The sequence below is a fragment of the Pseudomonas xanthosomatis genome (assembly GCF_019139835.1).
In the GTDB taxonomy this organism is placed as follows: domain Bacteria; phylum Pseudomonadota; class Gammaproteobacteria; order Pseudomonadales; family Pseudomonadaceae; genus Aquipseudomonas; species Aquipseudomonas fakonensis.
Genome location: NZ_CP077075.1, coordinates 681,776 through 695,480 on the forward strand (window position 1 = coordinate 681,776; position 13,705 = coordinate 695,480).

Annotated in this window: 15 protein-coding genes and 1 tRNA gene; 8 read left to right on the forward strand and 8 right to left on the reverse strand. The window is 64.3% G+C overall.

Annotated features, from left to right (window positions below; translation table 11 throughout):
• Positions 1 to 67: 67 nt before the first annotated feature.
• From KSS93_RS03020 to KSS93_RS03050, 6 genes are all read right to left on the reverse strand, one after another.
• The gene (locus KSS93_RS03020) at positions 68 to 532 is read right to left on the reverse strand and encodes a DUF805 domain-containing protein (protein WP_437182102.1); all 465 of its coding nucleotides are present in this window, start codon (positions 530 to 532) and stop codon (positions 68 to 70) included.
• A 21-nt stretch (positions 533 to 553) separates the two neighbouring features.
• Complete coding sequence (locus tag KSS93_RS03025; RefSeq protein ID WP_217887085.1) at positions 554 to 904, reverse strand: DUF4190 domain-containing protein; 351 nt, start codon at positions 902 to 904, stop codon at positions 554 to 556.
• A 175-nt stretch (positions 905 to 1,079) separates the two neighbouring features.
• Complete coding sequence (locus KSS93_RS03030) at positions 1,080 to 1,775, reverse strand: protein phosphatase 2C domain-containing protein (protein WP_217887086.1); 696 nt, start codon at positions 1,773 to 1,775, stop codon at positions 1,080 to 1,082.
• On the reverse strand, positions 1,776 to 2,480 hold the full coding sequence (locus KSS93_RS26440) for a hypothetical protein (RefSeq protein ID WP_225917289.1): 705 nt from the start codon (positions 2,478 to 2,480) through the stop codon (positions 1,776 to 1,778).
• A complete protein-coding gene (locus KSS93_RS03045; RefSeq protein ID WP_217888671.1) occupies positions 2,477 to 3,121 on the reverse strand; it encodes a hypothetical protein in 645 nt (214 codons plus the stop codon). The genes KSS93_RS26440 and KSS93_RS03045 overlap by 4 nt, the downstream gene beginning before the upstream one ends.
• Positions 3,122 to 3,281: 160 nt before the next feature.
• Positions 3,282 to 3,358: transfer RNA gene (locus KSS93_RS03050), tRNA-Arg, on the reverse strand.
• A gap of 262 nt (positions 3,359 to 3,620) precedes the next feature.
• On the opposite strand from KSS93_RS03050, the gene KSS93_RS03055 reads away from it, so the two are divergent.
• The 8 genes from KSS93_RS03055 to KSS93_RS03090 all read left to right on the forward strand — a co-directional run bounded on the left by KSS93_RS03055 (position 3,621) and on the right by KSS93_RS03090 (position 10,831).
• Positions 3,621 to 4,370: a GntR family transcriptional regulator gene (locus KSS93_RS03055; RefSeq protein ID WP_217887088.1), complete on the forward strand. Its 750-nt coding sequence runs from the start codon at positions 3,621 to 3,623 to the stop codon at positions 4,368 to 4,370.
• Positions 4,367 to 6,091, forward strand: a complete 1,725-nt coding sequence (locus KSS93_RS03060) for a fumarate reductase/succinate dehydrogenase flavoprotein subunit (RefSeq protein ID WP_217887089.1) — start codon at positions 4,367 to 4,369, stop codon at positions 6,089 to 6,091. The genes KSS93_RS03055 and KSS93_RS03060 overlap by 4 nt, the downstream gene beginning before the upstream one ends.
• Before the next feature lie 82 nt (positions 6,092 to 6,173).
• Positions 6,174 to 6,419: a 4Fe-4S dicluster domain-containing protein gene (locus tag KSS93_RS03065; protein ID WP_008096634.1), complete on the forward strand. Its 246-nt coding sequence runs from the start codon at positions 6,174 to 6,176 to the stop codon at positions 6,417 to 6,419.
• Between the two features lie 119 nt (positions 6,420 to 6,538).
• Positions 6,539 to 7,945, forward strand: a complete 1,407-nt coding sequence (locus KSS93_RS03070) for an ABC transporter substrate-binding protein (RefSeq protein ID WP_217887090.1) — start codon at positions 6,539 to 6,541, stop codon at positions 7,943 to 7,945.
• A gap of 15 nt (positions 7,946 to 7,960) precedes the next feature.
• Positions 7,961 to 8,743 carry an ABC transporter permease gene (locus KSS93_RS03075; protein ID WP_217887091.1) on the forward strand — a complete coding sequence of 261 codons (783 nt, stop codon included), beginning with the start codon at positions 7,961 to 7,963 and terminating at the stop codon, positions 8,741 to 8,743.
• Positions 8,743 to 9,594: an ABC transporter ATP-binding protein gene (locus KSS93_RS03080; RefSeq protein ID WP_217887092.1), complete on the forward strand. Its 852-nt coding sequence runs from the start codon at positions 8,743 to 8,745 to the stop codon at positions 9,592 to 9,594. The genes KSS93_RS03075 and KSS93_RS03080 overlap by 1 nt, the downstream gene beginning before the upstream one ends.
• Positions 9,591 to 10,556: a HEAT repeat domain-containing protein gene (locus KSS93_RS03085; protein WP_217887093.1), complete on the forward strand. Its 966-nt coding sequence runs from the start codon at positions 9,591 to 9,593 to the stop codon at positions 10,554 to 10,556. Before KSS93_RS03080 ends, KSS93_RS03085 begins: the two co-directional genes overlap by 4 nt.
• On the forward strand, positions 10,556 to 10,831 hold the full coding sequence (locus tag KSS93_RS03090) for a DUF971 domain-containing protein (protein ID WP_217887094.1): 276 nt from the start codon (positions 10,556 to 10,558) through the stop codon (positions 10,829 to 10,831). The genes KSS93_RS03085 and KSS93_RS03090 overlap by 1 nt, the downstream gene beginning before the upstream one ends.
• Positions 10,832 to 11,071: 240 nt before the next feature.
• On the opposite strand, the gene KSS93_RS03095 is transcribed toward KSS93_RS03090, so the two are convergent.
• Together KSS93_RS03095 and KSS93_RS03100 are read right to left on the reverse strand one after the other, a co-directional pair.
• On the reverse strand, positions 11,072 to 11,935 hold the full coding sequence (locus tag KSS93_RS03095; RefSeq protein WP_217887095.1) for an ABC transporter ATP-binding protein: 864 nt from the start codon (positions 11,933 to 11,935) through the stop codon (positions 11,072 to 11,074).
• Positions 11,932 to 13,518 (reverse strand): ABC transporter permease, encoded by a 1,587-nt coding sequence (locus KSS93_RS03100; protein WP_217887096.1) that lies wholly within the window; start codon positions 13,516 to 13,518, stop codon positions 11,932 to 11,934. The genes KSS93_RS03095 and KSS93_RS03100 overlap by 4 nt, the downstream gene beginning before the upstream one ends.
• Between the last annotated feature and the right edge of the window lie 187 nt (positions 13,519 to 13,705).

The following is a 13,705-nucleotide window of genomic DNA, read 5'->3' on the forward strand; positions in this document are numbered from 1 at the left end:
CACAGCAGCCCTATTTGTAACGCTGACTGACAGGCATTAGCCCGCAGGCCGCCTTTTACTGGGCTGTTTACCGACCCTTGGGGTTCGGGCCGAAACGATTGTTGCCCGGGGTGCTGTCGAAGAACATGAACACGATGTTGACGATCGGCACCAGGATCCACCAGCCGCTGTGGTCGGTGTCATGCAGGCGGCGTACGGCAACGGCGATGGCTGGAATCATGATGGCCAGGCTGAACAGCAGGCTGACGATCGGCGCAAGGCCCAGAAGGCCCTCGACGAAACCGATCAGGAACGCGATCAGGTTGATCACCAAGGCGAACAGCCAGTATTCCTTGCGACGCGCACGGCCCTGGAAGGTGGCGTACTTTTTCATGACTTCGAAGAACACATTGCCGAAGGTGATGGTCGAGACGCCCGCTGCGCCAGTCGATACCCCGCTTGCGCCGCCATTCTGGGTGGCACCGCAACCCGGGCAGCTCACGGCCGATTCGTGGATCTGTTTGGCGCAGCCGCGGCAGAACACCATGCTCATTTGTTTTCCCTCACGTTTGGATTAGCTGGCTGAGAGGCCGATAAGGCACAGCAGCGAAATGACTGCCATGATCACGCCGGCGATGGCCATGCCATTGCCGGAATTTTTCTGGTGGATGCTGAGGATGCCGAGCAGCAGGCCGACACCCGCGAACAGGCCAAGGCCGGTCAGGGTGTCGTTGTCCCATTCGGAGTCATCGAACAGCGTCAGCACGCAGAGAATGCCGAGAATCAGGGAAGTGATCGCTTTCCATGAGGAGCCAGCGCCGGCCGGGGTGGCGGGGGCGGCAAATTGCGGTGCACCGCATTGCGGGCAGGTGTGGGCGGTTTCGTGCAGCTGCCTGGCGCAGCCGCGGCAATAGACCATTGCCATCGCAAGTCCTTTTGGGCGTTCGTCGAACGCTTCCCTGTTCGATAAAAGTGCTGCCCATCGTGGCAGCGGGCGCAGAGGTTACCAAACATTTCACGGATGGCGAAACAGTGGCGCCAAAAAATAGCCAGGCTCTCAGCGGCGGTTTCGAGTCAATGTGATTGAGGGCGCTCGCAAATCATATCGCAGGGCAGGTCGTAACCTCGCTGAGCCTCAGGCAACTGATGTCGTCATCGATGGCAAAGGTGGAGAGGTGGCCATCGCGTAAGAATGTCTGTTGTTGCGAAGGGTCGAGGCCAGCCCAGAAGCCGTCACTCGCCAGCAACCAGTGCTGAGTTGAGCTAAAGCTCCAATGAGTGATCTCGGGGTTGCTTTGACGCCTGACGCTGAAGCAACGACTGAGTGTGTGGCGTGATGGCAACTTGGCGATTTCTGCATGGCTGAGATTGCCCTGCCAGTTGGCAGCGCAATGAACAGTACTCAGCCAACGGATCTGGCCGTCACTTTCGACACATCCAAGGCAGCAGTCGCCTTCGTGAATACTGAAGGCTGTATTTGCAAGTACGCATAGCAGCAGATAGCTGCAGGCTGCGCGAGGATAGACGTGGTGCAGCGATTCACGGTAGCGGGTGATACTTCGTGCCATCGCGTGTGCCAGTTTTTCAGGGTTTGCCTCGAACGCCTGTAGCTCGCTGAATACCTGCAGGAGCTTGCCAAGCAGGGCATTGGCAAGCTCGCCGCTCAGTGGGTGGCGGCTACTGCCATCGGCAATCAGGTAGAGGCTGGCATGTGCATGCTCGACATAGGCAAAAATGTCCCGGTTGTCGGTTGTGATCGAGCCGGCTTGGGAGAGCCAGTGCACGCTCAGGTTCATTCAATCTGTGACCTGGGCAATGCAGCGCAAGCGTTGCCATATGATCTGCTCGCGATCGTTATCGTCTTGTGCAGTGCTCTGCACCAGATAACCGAAGTCGTTGCTGGTCAGCAGTGCGGCGACTGATTCTGCCAGATAAGCACGCAGTTCAGGGGCTGTGCCCTTGACTTCTTGCGTCAGTTCTTCGCGTCCGTTAACCACGTTGAGAATATCTTCGAGGTCCTGGCTGCTCAGGGGGTTCTGTGCGCCCCGGCCCGCGTAGGCTTCTAATTTGCTGCCGAGGAAGTAGGGTGGTGTGAACAGCCGAATTCGACAGCCGCTCGGTAATTCATGCCATTGTGCGTTGGCCAGACCTTCTTCGAACCAACGGTTGTTGCAACCCAGCAGGTTGGCGGTCTCAGCATCTGCCGGCATGAAGTCGACCCTTAGCTCTCCAAGGCGCATGCGGCAAATCACCTCGTCCTGCGGCGACTGGATGAAGCCTAGCTGGCGCAAGCGCTCGACCATGTTCTGCCACTGGGCGTAGCCGGTCAGGTGCACGACCAGGTCCACATCGTCCGTATAGCGGACTTCCTCCTGGCTAAGCTCGTCGGTCAGTAGCAAAGCGGTGGTACAGCCGCCGACGAAGGCCACCTCTTCGCACAAGCCGCGCCCGAGAGCCTGTGCAACCACCTCAAGCATTTCTATGTTTCGTGCGCGGCTCATGCTTGTAACACCTTGCTGCGTAGAAGCTCGTTGGCCAGATTGGCTTCGCGGGCATTGCCCAGACGGATAGCGTCCACAAGGGCCAGGTACTCGTACAGGCGCGGATCTTTCTTGACCGCTCCAGGAACTGTCCTGAACAAGGGGGTAATGGATTGGCCCTTGCGGTTGCCGTATGCATCCGGCCAGACCTGGATCAAATCGCCACCGCTCATGAGCTTGTCCTGAAGTACCGGGGCGCTGAAGCCAGTGGGGATGCCCCGAACGATTTCTGCTGGCTTGACCGGGAAGACATAGCGCAGGCCATGTTCGATGAATCCCAGCAACGCTTTGCTGTTGACTCTTGGCAGCAGGGAATTCGGGTCTGTACGCAGGAGGCCGATCTGCTGGCAGCGCTTCAGTGCAGCGGCAATCTCGGTCTTGCTGATGCCAAGTGATGCTTGCAGGGCTCGCACGGAGTAACTGTCACGATGGACGGGAGGGTCTTGTTCCGTGTCATCCTCCCAGCCTTGCCACTGAACCGATGCGCTGACATCGTTTTGATTGATCAGCGCAGCAGTCTCGTGGTTGAGCTTTTGTTGAAGGCGCTCTTGCTGTTCAAGGCAGATCAATTTGATCAGCAACAGTAGATCTTGACTCTTCATGGCTGCCTCGTTCATGGAGCGTCCTTTGTCCTAGGACTGAGGACAGTTTATCCATTGCGCAGGGCTCGCTGTCAATCGGTCTGAAACATTGTCGATTGGCGTGCAGCAATGAAAAAGCCCCGTCAGGCATAACCTGACGGGGCTTGATAACGCTGAATCTTGGCGCACTCGGCGGGATTCGAACCCACGACCCCTGCCTTCGGAGGGCAGTACTCTATCCAGCTGAGCTACGAGTGCAACGGGCCGCATGATACCCATCTGTGCCGGTGGCGTCTATCGGCTTGATCCACGGGCGTTTTTCCCGGTCTTGTAGGAGCCGGCTTGCCGGCGATTGGCCTTCAAATCTGTGCCTGGGCGGTCGACTGCTATCGCCGGCAAGCCGGCTCCTACAAGGGGACGTCTAACCATATGCGATATCGGTATTTCACGGGCCAGGCTTATGCCCGTTATCTTCTGGTCACAACTTGTTATAACAAGTCAGCCAACAGCGAAGATGACCATGGCCGAACTGCTCCCCCTGTCCCCGGTACCGCTCTACACCCAGCTCAAGGACCTGCTGCGCGAGCGCATCCTTGACGGCACCTACGCCCCGCACAGCCGCATGCCCTCGGAAAACGAGCTGGGCAAATCTTTCGACGTCAGCCGCATCACCGTGCGCCAGGCGTTGGGCGACCTGCAAAAGGAAGGGCTGATCTTCAAGATCCACGGCAAAGGCACCTTCGTTGCCAAGCCCAAGGCGTTCCAGAACGTCAGCACCCTGCAGGGCCTGGCCGAGTCGATGACGCAGATGGGCTACGAGGTGATCAACCGCCTGCGCAGCCTGCGCCATGTGCCGGCCAACACCCTGGTGGCGGCGCGCCTGCAGGTGGAGGAGGGCAGCCTGGTCACCGAGATCCGCCGGGTGCGCCTGATCAACCGCGAGCCGGTGTCGCTGGAGATCACCTGGCTGCCCCACGCGGTTGGCGAAAAACTCGAGAAGGCCGACCTGGTCACCCGCGACATCTTCCTGCTGCTGGAAAACGACTGCGGCATCGCCCTGGGCCATGCCGACCTTGCCATCGACGCGGTGCTCGCCGACAGCGACCTGACCCAGGCGCTGGAGGTGGAAGAAGGCTCGCCGATCATGCGCATCGAGCGCCTTACCCACACCGCCGACGGCACCCCGCTGGACTTCGAACACCTCTACTACCGCGGCGATGCCTTCCAGTACCGCCTGCGCATCGACCGCCAGAAAGGGGCCAAGGCATGAGCATCCAGACCCAGGACTACGACATCGTGGTGATCGGCGGCGGCACCGCCGGCCCCATGGCCGCGATCAAGGCCAAGGAGCACAACAAGAACCTGCGCGTGCTGTTGCTGGACAAGGCCAACGTCAAGCGCAGCGGCGCCATCAGCATGGGCATGGATGGCCTGAACAACGCCATCATCCCCGGCCACGCCACCCCCGAGCAGTACACCAAGGAAATCACCGTGGCCAACGACGGCATCGTCAACCAGGCCGCGGTGTACGCCTATGCGACAAAAAGCTTCGAGACCATCGAGCAGCTCGACCGCTGGGGGGTGAAGTTCGAGAAGGACGAAACCGGCGACTACGCGGTGAAGAAGGTCCACCACATGGGTGCCTACGTGCTGCCGATGCCCGAGGGCCACGACATCAAGAAGGTGCTGTACCGCCAGCTCAAGCGCGCCCGGGTCGAGATCAGCAACCGCATGGTTTGCACCCGCGTGCTGCTCGATGGCGAAGGCGCCGCAGCCGGGGTACTGGGCTTTGACTGCCGCTCCGGCGAGTTCCGGGTGATCCGCGCCAAGGCGGTGATCCTCGCCTGCGGCGCTGCCGGGCGCCTGGGCCTGCCGTCGTCGGGCTACCTGATGGGCACCTACGAGAACCCGACCAACGCCGGCGACGGCTACGCCATGGCCTACCACGCCGGGGCGGAGCTGGCGAACCTTGAGTGCTTCCAGATCAACCCGCTGATCAAGGACTACAACGGCCCGGCCTGCGCCTACGTTACCGGCCCCTTGGGTGGCTACACCGCCAACAGCAAGGGCGAGCGCTTCATCGAGTGCGACTACTGGAGCGGGCAGATGATGTGGGAGTTCCACCAGGAGCTCGAGGGCGGCAACGGCCCGGTGTTTCTCAAGCTCGACCACCTGGCCGAGGAGACCATCCAGAACATCGAGGAGATCCTGCACAGCAACGAACGCCCGAGCCGCGGCCAGTTCCACGCCGGGCGCGGTACCGACTATCGCCAGCACATGGTCGAGATGCACATCTCCGAAATCGGCTTCTGCTCCGGGCATTCGGCCTCGGGGGTGTGGGTCAACGAAAAGGCCGAGACCAGCGTCAAGGGCCTGTACGCCGCTGGCGACATGGCCGCGGTGCCGCACAACTACATGCTCGGGGCCTTCACCTACGGCTGGTTCGCCGGCGCCAACGCGGCGCAGTACGTGGCCGGGCGTGAGTTCGCCGAGGTCGATGCGCAGCAGGTCGAGCGCGAGCAGGCCCGGGTGTTCGCGCCGCTGCGCCGCGAGCACGGCCTGCCGCCTGCGCAGGTGGAGTACAAGCTGCGGCGCATGGTCAACGACTACCTGCAGCCGCCCAAGGTGACCAAGAAAATGGAAATCGGCCTGGCGCGTTTTGCCGAGATCGAGCGCGACCTTGAGCAGATGAAGGCCAGCAACCCCCATGAGCTGATGCGGGCGATGGAAGTGGCGGTGATCCGCGATTGCGCCGAAATGGCCGCACGCGCGTCGTTGTTCCGCGAGGAGAGCCGCTGGGGGCTGTACCACCACCGGGTCGATTTCCCCGAGCGCAACGATGGCGAGTGGTTCGTGCATTGCCACCTGAAGAAGGGCGAGGACGGTGAGATGACCAGCTTCAAGAAAGCCGTCGAGCCGTACCTGATAGCCCTGGATGCCGAAGAACAGACCGCCTATGACCGGCTGCGGGTAAAAGCCAACGCGGCATAGGCAACACCGAACCCGCTCCCACAGTGACTTGTGCAAGCTTCCAGATAAAGGGCGCCCAAGAAGGCCCCAAGGACCCCGTGAAATGGCCTACCAGCCCCAGGAAATCTTCTTTCGCAGCAGCGCCCCGGTGACCATCGACGAAGACAAGTGCATCGCCGAAAAAGGCTGCACCGTCTGCGTCGAGGTATGCCCCATGGACCTGCTGGCCATCAACCCGGCCACGCAGAAGGCCTACATGGCCTTCGACGAATGCTGGTACTGCATGCCCTGCGAAAAGGACTGCCCCACCGGCGCGGTCAAGGTCGATATCCCGTACCTGCTGCGCTGAAACACCCGCCATCCGGCCGAACCACCGGACGCCCTCCCGCACTGCCCCTCGTTTCCCACCACCCATGCCGGGCGGCGGAGACGACTCTGATACCTATAAACGATTCGAGGGGAACACCCATGCGCCTTGTAGCAACCGTGGCCGGCCTTGCGCTGGCAATCACTGGCCTGAACGCCAGCGCCGAAACCATCCGCATCGCCATCGGCACCCAGGACACCACCATCAACTGCGCCACCGGCGGCCTGTTGATCCGCGAGCTGGGCCTGCTCGACAAGTACCTGCCCCATGACGGCAAGTACAAGGACGCCCAGTACCAGGTGGAGTGGAAAAACTTCACCAGCGGCGCGCCGCTGACCAACGAGATGGTCGCCGGCAAGCTCGACTTCGGCGCCATGGCCGACTTCCCCGGCTCGTTCAACGGCGTTGCCCACCTGGACGCCGGCAAGCGCAGCCTGTTCATCAGCGTGCTGTCCGGCAGCGTGCATGGCAGCGGCAATGGCATCGTGGTGCCGGCCGCCTCCAGCGTGCAGTCGCTGGCCGAGCTCAAGGGCAAGACCATTTCCGTGCCGTTTGCCTCCACCGCCCACGGCATGCTGCTGCGCGCCGTGGCGGCGCAAGGCTGGGACCCGCAAAAAGATGTGCGCATCATCGCCCAGGCACCGGAAATCGCCGGTTCCGCCCTGCGCAGCAACCGCATCGAGGCCCACGCCGACTTTGTGCCGTTCGCCGAGCTGTTCCCCAACCGCGGCTTCGCCCGCAAGATCTACGACGGCGCCCAGGCCAACGCGCCGACCTTCCATGGCGCGCTGGTGGATGCCGATTACGCGAAAAAATACCCCGAGGTGGTCACCGCCTACCTGCGTGCAAGCCTTGAGGCCGACCGCCTGATCGCCGCCGAGCCCGAGAAGTACAGCGAGCTTATCGAGAAGGTCACCGGCATCGAGGCCGAGGTGAACTACCTGTTCCACGGCCCCCTCGGCCTGCAGACCCGCGACCTGACCTGGAAGCCCGAATACCGCCAGGCCGTGGCCACCTCCATCGACACCCTCAAGCTGCTGAAGAAGACCGACCGCGGCCTGGACACCGCCGGGTTCATCGACGACCAGTACATCCGCGCCGCCTTCAAGCAAGCCGGGCAGGACTACGACAAGGCATTGAAGAACTACGACCCGCTGCCGCTCAAGGCCAATGACGCCACCACCGGCAAGCCGATCACCGACTTCAGCCGCCTGGCGCAGATCTGGGTACGCGGTGAGGACAAGGTGCGCCACTACGCCTCCCCGGAAGCGGCGCTTGCCGCCCTGGCCCAGCTGGAGCAGGAGGGCAAGGATATCCGCGCCATCTACGCCCAGGCCGCCGACAGCGGCATCAAGCTGCTGGCCAACCAGGCCTGGTTCGTGCGCAACGGCAAGGGTGAGCTGGCGGCGTTCCTGCTCAAGGGCCAGGCCGAGCAGTACGCCAAGGCCAACGGCGGCGAGGCGCTGGACTTCGTCCACGCCAACCAGAAGCTGCTCGCCCAGCGCTGACCGGAGCCCGCCACCGTGACCCACGACCTCAAACGCTGGCCGTTGCGCCTGGCGTCGTTGCTGGCCTGCCTGTTGTTCTGGCAACTGGCGGCCAGCCACAAGCTCAACCTGCTGCTGTTCACCTTCACCTACGTGCCCACCCCGGGCGCGGTGCTCGACGCCGCCTGGCAATTGCTGGCGTCCAACGCATTGCTGGCTCACCTGGGCAGCAGCCTGGCGCGGGTGTTTGCCGGTTACGCTGCAGCGGCGCTGCTGGGGGTGTCGCTGGGCCTGCTGATCGGCCGCTGGCGCTGGCTTGAGGACACCCTGATGCCGCCGCTGGAAGTGCTGCGGCCGATCCCGGCAGTGGCGTGGATTCCGCTGGCGATTCTGATGTTCCCGTCCTCGGAGTTGTCGATGGTGTTCATCACCTTCACCGGGGCGTTGTTTCCGATCCTGCTCAACACGGTGCACGGCGTGGAGGCGGTTGACCCGCGTCTGGTGGCCTCGGCGCGCAGCCTTGGCGCCGGGCGCGGGGCGATCCTGCGCGAGGTGGTGCTGCCCGGCGCCTTGCCCAGCATCGTTACCGGGCTTGCCATCGGCATGGGCACCTCGTGGTTCTGCCTGGTTACCGCCGAGATGATTTCCGGGCAGTTCGGCATTGGTTACTACACCTGGGAGTCCTACACCTTGCAGAACTACCCCGACATCATCGTCGGCATGCTGCTGATCGGCGTGCTGGGCATGGGCAGCAGCGCCCTGGTCAAGCGCCTGGGTGCCCTGGCCACGCCTTGGTACCGGGCGGGGAGGCGCGGCTGATGAACCGTTATCAACAGCTGCCCGGGCGCATCGAGGCCCAGGGCTTGTCGATTCGCCTGGGCCAGGGCCGCGAGGCCTTCGAGGCGGTGCAGGCGCTGGACTTCAGCATCGCCCCGGGCGAGTTCGTGTGCATTCTCGGGCCGTCCGGCTGTGGCAAGTCGACCCTGCTCGGCGCCCTGGCCGGGCACCTTACGCCAGCCAGCGGGCAACTGCGGGTGGATGGCCTGCCGATACCCGGCCCTTCACCCGAGCGCGGCATGGTGTTCCAGCACCACACCTTGCTGCCTTGGCGCAGCGTGCTCGACAACGTCGCCTTTGGCTTGAAGATGCAGGGGCTGGGCAAGGCCGAGCGTCAGCGCAAGGCCGCCGAGATGCTGCAACTGGTGGGCCTGGGCGACTTTGCCGAGCGCTGGCCCAGCCAGTTGTCCGGTGGCATGCAGCAACGCGCCGAGATCGCCCGGGTGCTGATCAACCACCCGCGCCTGCTGCTGATGGACGAGCCCTTTGGTGCACTGGATGCCCAGACCCGCTCGCGCATGCAGGAGCTGCTGCTGGATATCTGGGCGCGCATCCGCACCACCGTGGTGTTCGTCACCCATGACATCGATGAAGCGCTGTTCCTGGCCGACCGCATCCTGGTTATGAGCCCGCGCCCCGGGCGCTTCATTGAAGACCTGCGCCTGGACTTTGCCCGCCCGCGCCGCGCAAGCCTGCTGACCAGCCCCGAATTCACCCACCTGAAACGCCATTGCCTGGCGCTGCTGCGCCATGAAGAAGGCCGCGAACTGCCGCGCCTGACACCGTTGGGCCTGCCCGACGCCGACCATCCTCCGCTGCGGATTGCGCTATGACCGAACGAAGCACCGACAACCCCGACATTCTCGAGCTGCTGCCGCGGCTGGGTGACAGCGACGCCGGTGTGCGGCGTATTGCCCTGATTGCGCTGGCCGACCTGGAAGACCCGGATGGCCTGGCGTGGCTGACCGATGCACTGCTGGTCGATGCCAGTGCCGAAGTGCGCGCCGAGGCCGCGCGCCTGCTTGAAGCCTGGGAAGAGCCCGAAGTGGTGCAGGGCTTGTGCGCCGCTTTGGCCGACCCGGCCGAGCCGGTGCGCCTGGCGGCCGCGCAGAGCCTGAGCGAGCTCAAGACCCAGGAAGCCGGCCAACTGATTCTGCCCTGGGTTGTGCATGCCGACGCCTTCGTGCGGGCCAGCGCCCTGCGGGCACTGCGTGAGCTGCGCCTGGAAGATGCCGCCGGGCCGGCCTTGCGGGCCTTGGTTGACCCGGATGCCGGGGTGCGCCGCGAGGCGGTGGGTATTCTCGGCTGGCTCAAGCATGAGCCAGCCTTGCCCGCCCTGGCCGAGCTGGCCGCCGGCGAGCCGGACACCGAGGTGCGCCGCGCCGCGATCGGCGCCTTGGGCCTGGCCCGCAATACCAGCGTGCTGCCGGCCTTGATCGACGCCTTGGCCGACCCGGCCTGGCAGGTACGCGAGGAGGCCGCCACCACGCTGGGCAAGGTGGGCCATGGCGAGGCCGGTCACGCTTTGATAGCAGCCCTGTCCGACAGCTATTGGCAGGTACGCCTGCGCGCCGCCCGGGCGCTGGGCCGGCTGCGCCACGCCGCTGCCCTGGACGGCCTGGCCGAGCTGCTTGGGCATGGCATCGCCAACCTGCGCAAGGAAGCCGCCCTGGCCCTGGGTGAACTGGGCCAGGCCCGCGCCTTGCCAGCCTTGCAGGCGGCCGAGGCCGACAGCGACCCCGAGGTGCGCAAAGCCGTGCGCATTGCCTTGGCGCAGTTGCAGGGAGCGGTGTGATGCAAGCGCCCAGCGCGCTGCGCAACCGCCGCGAGGCCGGGGAGCTGCAGGTGCAGTGGGGCGGGGCGTGGCAGGTGATCAGCCACGCCCGGCTGCGCGGTGCCTGCCCCTGTTCACAGTGCCGCGCCGCAAGGCTCAAAGGTGCGATCAGCCTGGTGCGCGAGGATGTACGGGTGGAGCGTATCGAGGCCCAGGGGTATGGCTTGCAGCTGGTGTTCAGCGATGGGCATGAGCGGGGGATCTACCCCTGGGAGTACCTGCGCGAATTGGGCTAGCTGACGCTATGTGAGCTCAAATTCTCGAGATTGGCGCGATCCCTGTGGGAAGCGGCCTTGTGTCGCGATGGGCTGCGTAGCAGCCCCGGCGATTTTGTATGAGGTTACAATCCTGGGGCCGCTACGCAGCCCATCGCGACACAAGGCCGCTTCCCACATAGACCGCATGACCTTCAATACGGCGCTGTACCTGTAGGAGCCGGCTTGCCGGCGATAGGGCCGGTTCAGGCAACCCACCCGCTAAAGCGCAATCAACTCCGGCCGCAACCCCTCCACCCGCTGCGTCACCGGTCGCAGGTACCCGCCATCCCCGGTAATCTGGTGCAGCACCCTTTCCCTGAACCCATGCAGCGCCACCCCGGTACGCTGGCGCGGGTGCGGCAAGTCAACTTCCACTACCGCCTTGATCCGCCCCGGCCGCGGCTCCAGCACCACCACCCGGTCGGCCAGGTAGGTGGCCTCTTCGGCGTCATGGGTCACCAGCAAAATGGTCACCCCCGAGCGTTCGCGAATGGCCAGCAACTCGTCCTGCAATTGCTGGCGGGTCAGCGCATCCAGTGCACCGAACGGCTCGTCCAGCAGCAGGATGCGCGGGCTGGACACCAGCCCCCGGGCAATCGCCACGCGCTGGGCCATGCCGCCAGACAGCTGGTGCGGGTAGGCCGACTCGAAGCCCACCAAACCCACCAGTTGCACGAACTCGTGCACCCGCCGGGCGCGCTCACCTTGGGTGAGCTTGTCGTTGGCCAGCCCCAGGCCGATGTTCTGCTCGACCGTCAGCCACGGGAACAGGCGGTGTTCCTGGAACACGATGCCGCGCTCGCCGCCGATGCCACTGACCACCTGGCCATCGACGCGTATGTGACCGCTGTAGTCGTTGTCCAGCCCCACCAGCAGGCGCAGCAGGGTGGACTTGCCGCAGCCCGAAGAGCCGACGATGGCGATGAGCTCGCCCTCGTTGATCGACAGGTCGAAATTGCGGATGGCCTCGAACGCCTGGCCGTCGACGCTGAAGGTCTTGCCGACCCCTTCGAAGCTGACCAGCGGCGGGGTGGCGTCGGGTTGGTTGGCCGCGTGCAGGGCCGGTGTAATGAAGGCGTTCATGCGGATCTCCAGCGCGTGGCGCGTGATTCGAGGCGTTGGCCAAGGTGGCCGAGCAGGGCGCCGACCAGGCCGATCAAGACCATCGCGGCCATCACCTGGTCCATGCGGAACAACTGTTGGGCGCCGATCATCAGGCTGGCGATGCCGCCGTCCGAGGGCATGAAGTATTCGGCGCCAATGGTGCCGAGCCAGGCATAGATCAGCGAAAGGCGCAGCCCGGCGAAAATCGCCGGTGCCGCCCCCGGCAGCACCAGCAGGCGCAGGCGTTGCAACAGGTTCAGGCGCAGCGCCAGGGCGGCCTCGCCCAGTTGTGGCGAAAGGCTGGCGATGCCGCGCTGGGTGGCGATCAGCAGCGGGAAGAACGCCGCCAGGGCGACGAACACCAGCTTGGCCCCTTCACCCAGGCCAAACCAGGCGGTCAGCAGCGGCACCCAGGCGAACAGCGCCACCTGGCGCAGCGCCGACAGGCTCGGGCCGAACACGCGTTCGGCACTGTGCGACAAGCCCAGCAGCAAGCCAACGGCAAAGCCTGCGCCGCCGCCCAGCAGCAGGCCGGCCAGGGTGCGTTGCAGGCTCAGGCGCATGGCATCGGGCAGTGAGCCATCCTGCACACCGGCATACAGGCTGCGCAGCACGTCCAAGGGTGAGCTGAGGATGTTGGCATCGACCCAGCCAAAGCGGTTGGCCGCCTGCCACAGCACCAGCAGCGCCGCTGGCAGCAGCAGGCTCTGCCAGCCCCGTGGAATTTCGCCGCGGCGCTGTTCGCCGGTGGGTGGCTGCGGCCAGTACAGCAGCTTGCGTTCCAGGCGGCTGAAACCCCGGTCCATCAGTGCGCCCACCAGGCCGATCAGCACGATGCACAGCAACACCAGGTCGAGCATGAACAGCTGGCGGCCCCACACCATCAGGTAACCGATGCCTTCGCTGGAGGCCAGCAGCTCGACCGCCAGCAACGAGGTCCAACCGGCAGCCAGAGCCAGGCGTGTACCGGCCAGGAAGGCGGGCAGGGCGGCCGGCAGCAGCAGGCGCCAGAACAACAGGTGCGGTGGCAGGCGCAGGGTGGCGGCGGCTTCGCGCAGCTTGGGCTGGGCATCGCGTACGCCCACCAAGGTGTGCAGGGTTACCGGCACCACCACGGCTTTGACCAGCACCACCAGCTTGAGCAACTCGCCGATGCCGAAGAACAGCATGAACAGCGGAATCCAGGCCAAGGTAGGGATTTGCGCCAGGGCCACGAAGCTGGGCAGCACCAGGGTTTGCGCCCGCCGTGAGCCACCTAGCCAGGTCCCCAGCAGCAGGCCGCTGGCAATGCCCGCCAACAGGCCCCAGAGCAGCCGCTGCAGGCTTATCCACAGGTGCCCCCAGATCTCGCCCGCGCCAAATTCCAGCGCGCTCTGCCACACCAGCGCCGGTGCCGGCAGAATCTGCTCGCTCATCCAGTGCTCGCGGCTGGCCACCACCCAAAGCGTCAGCACCAGCAACGGCACCAGCCAGGGCAAGGCGTGGGAGCGGGCTTGCCCCGCGATGGGGCCGCGCGCCAACCCGGCAAGACGCCAAGCATTGCCCCCGAGAACTCCACTCATCGGCCCATCTCCCAAAGCGTTCCTTGATTATTCTTTTATGGAATTAAAAATTCACATAAATAACGATCAAGAGATAAGAGCATGCGTTCCCTGCATGCGCAAAGCCCGTTTCATTGCGTTTTGCTCATATTTTTCATGCGCTTTCTGCAAGCCGCCCGCAGGCCCGCAGTGCGCCTGATTTATGCAT

Coding starts and splice junctions, on each gene's coding strand:
- KSS93_RS03020 (WP_437182102.1), bottom strand. CDS start 532: ATGAGCATGGTGTTCTGCCGCGGCTGCGCCAAACAGATCCACGAATCG.
- KSS93_RS03025 (WP_217887085.1), bottom strand. CDS start 904: ATGGCAATGGTCTATTGCCGCGGCTGCGCCAGGCAGCTGCACGAAACC.
- KSS93_RS03030 (WP_217887086.1), bottom strand. CDS start 1,775: ATGAACCTGAGCGTGCACTGGCTCTCCCAAGCCGGCTCGATCACAACC.
- KSS93_RS26440 (WP_225917289.1), bottom strand. CDS start 2,480: ATGAGCCGCGCACGAAACATAGAAATGCTTGAGGTGGTTGCACAGGCT.
- KSS93_RS03045 (WP_217888671.1), bottom strand. CDS start 3,121: ATGAAGAGTCAAGATCTACTGTTGCTGATCAAATTGATCTGCCTTGAA.
- KSS93_RS03055 (WP_217887088.1), top strand. CDS start 3,621: ATGGCCGAACTGCTCCCCCTGTCCCCGGTACCGCTCTACACCCAGCTC.
- KSS93_RS03060 (WP_217887089.1), top strand. CDS start 4,367: ATGAGCATCCAGACCCAGGACTACGACATCGTGGTGATCGGCGGCGGC.
- KSS93_RS03065 (WP_008096634.1), top strand. CDS start 6,174: ATGGCCTACCAGCCCCAGGAAATCTTCTTTCGCAGCAGCGCCCCGGTG.
- KSS93_RS03070 (WP_217887090.1), top strand. CDS start 6,539: ATGCGCCTTGTAGCAACCGTGGCCGGCCTTGCGCTGGCAATCACTGGC.
- KSS93_RS03080 (WP_217887092.1), top strand. CDS start 8,743: ATGAACCGTTATCAACAGCTGCCCGGGCGCATCGAGGCCCAGGGCTTG.
- KSS93_RS03085 (WP_217887093.1), top strand. CDS start 9,591: ATGACCGAACGAAGCACCGACAACCCCGACATTCTCGAGCTGCTGCCG.
- KSS93_RS03090 (WP_217887094.1), top strand. CDS start 10,556: ATGCAAGCGCCCAGCGCGCTGCGCAACCGCCGCGAGGCCGGGGAGCTG.
- KSS93_RS03095 (WP_217887095.1), bottom strand. CDS start 11,935: ATGAACGCCTTCATTACACCGGCCCTGCACGCGGCCAACCAACCCGAC.
- KSS93_RS03100 (WP_217887096.1), bottom strand. CDS start 13,518: ATGAGTGGAGTTCTCGGGGGCAATGCTTGGCGTCTTGCCGGGTTGGCG.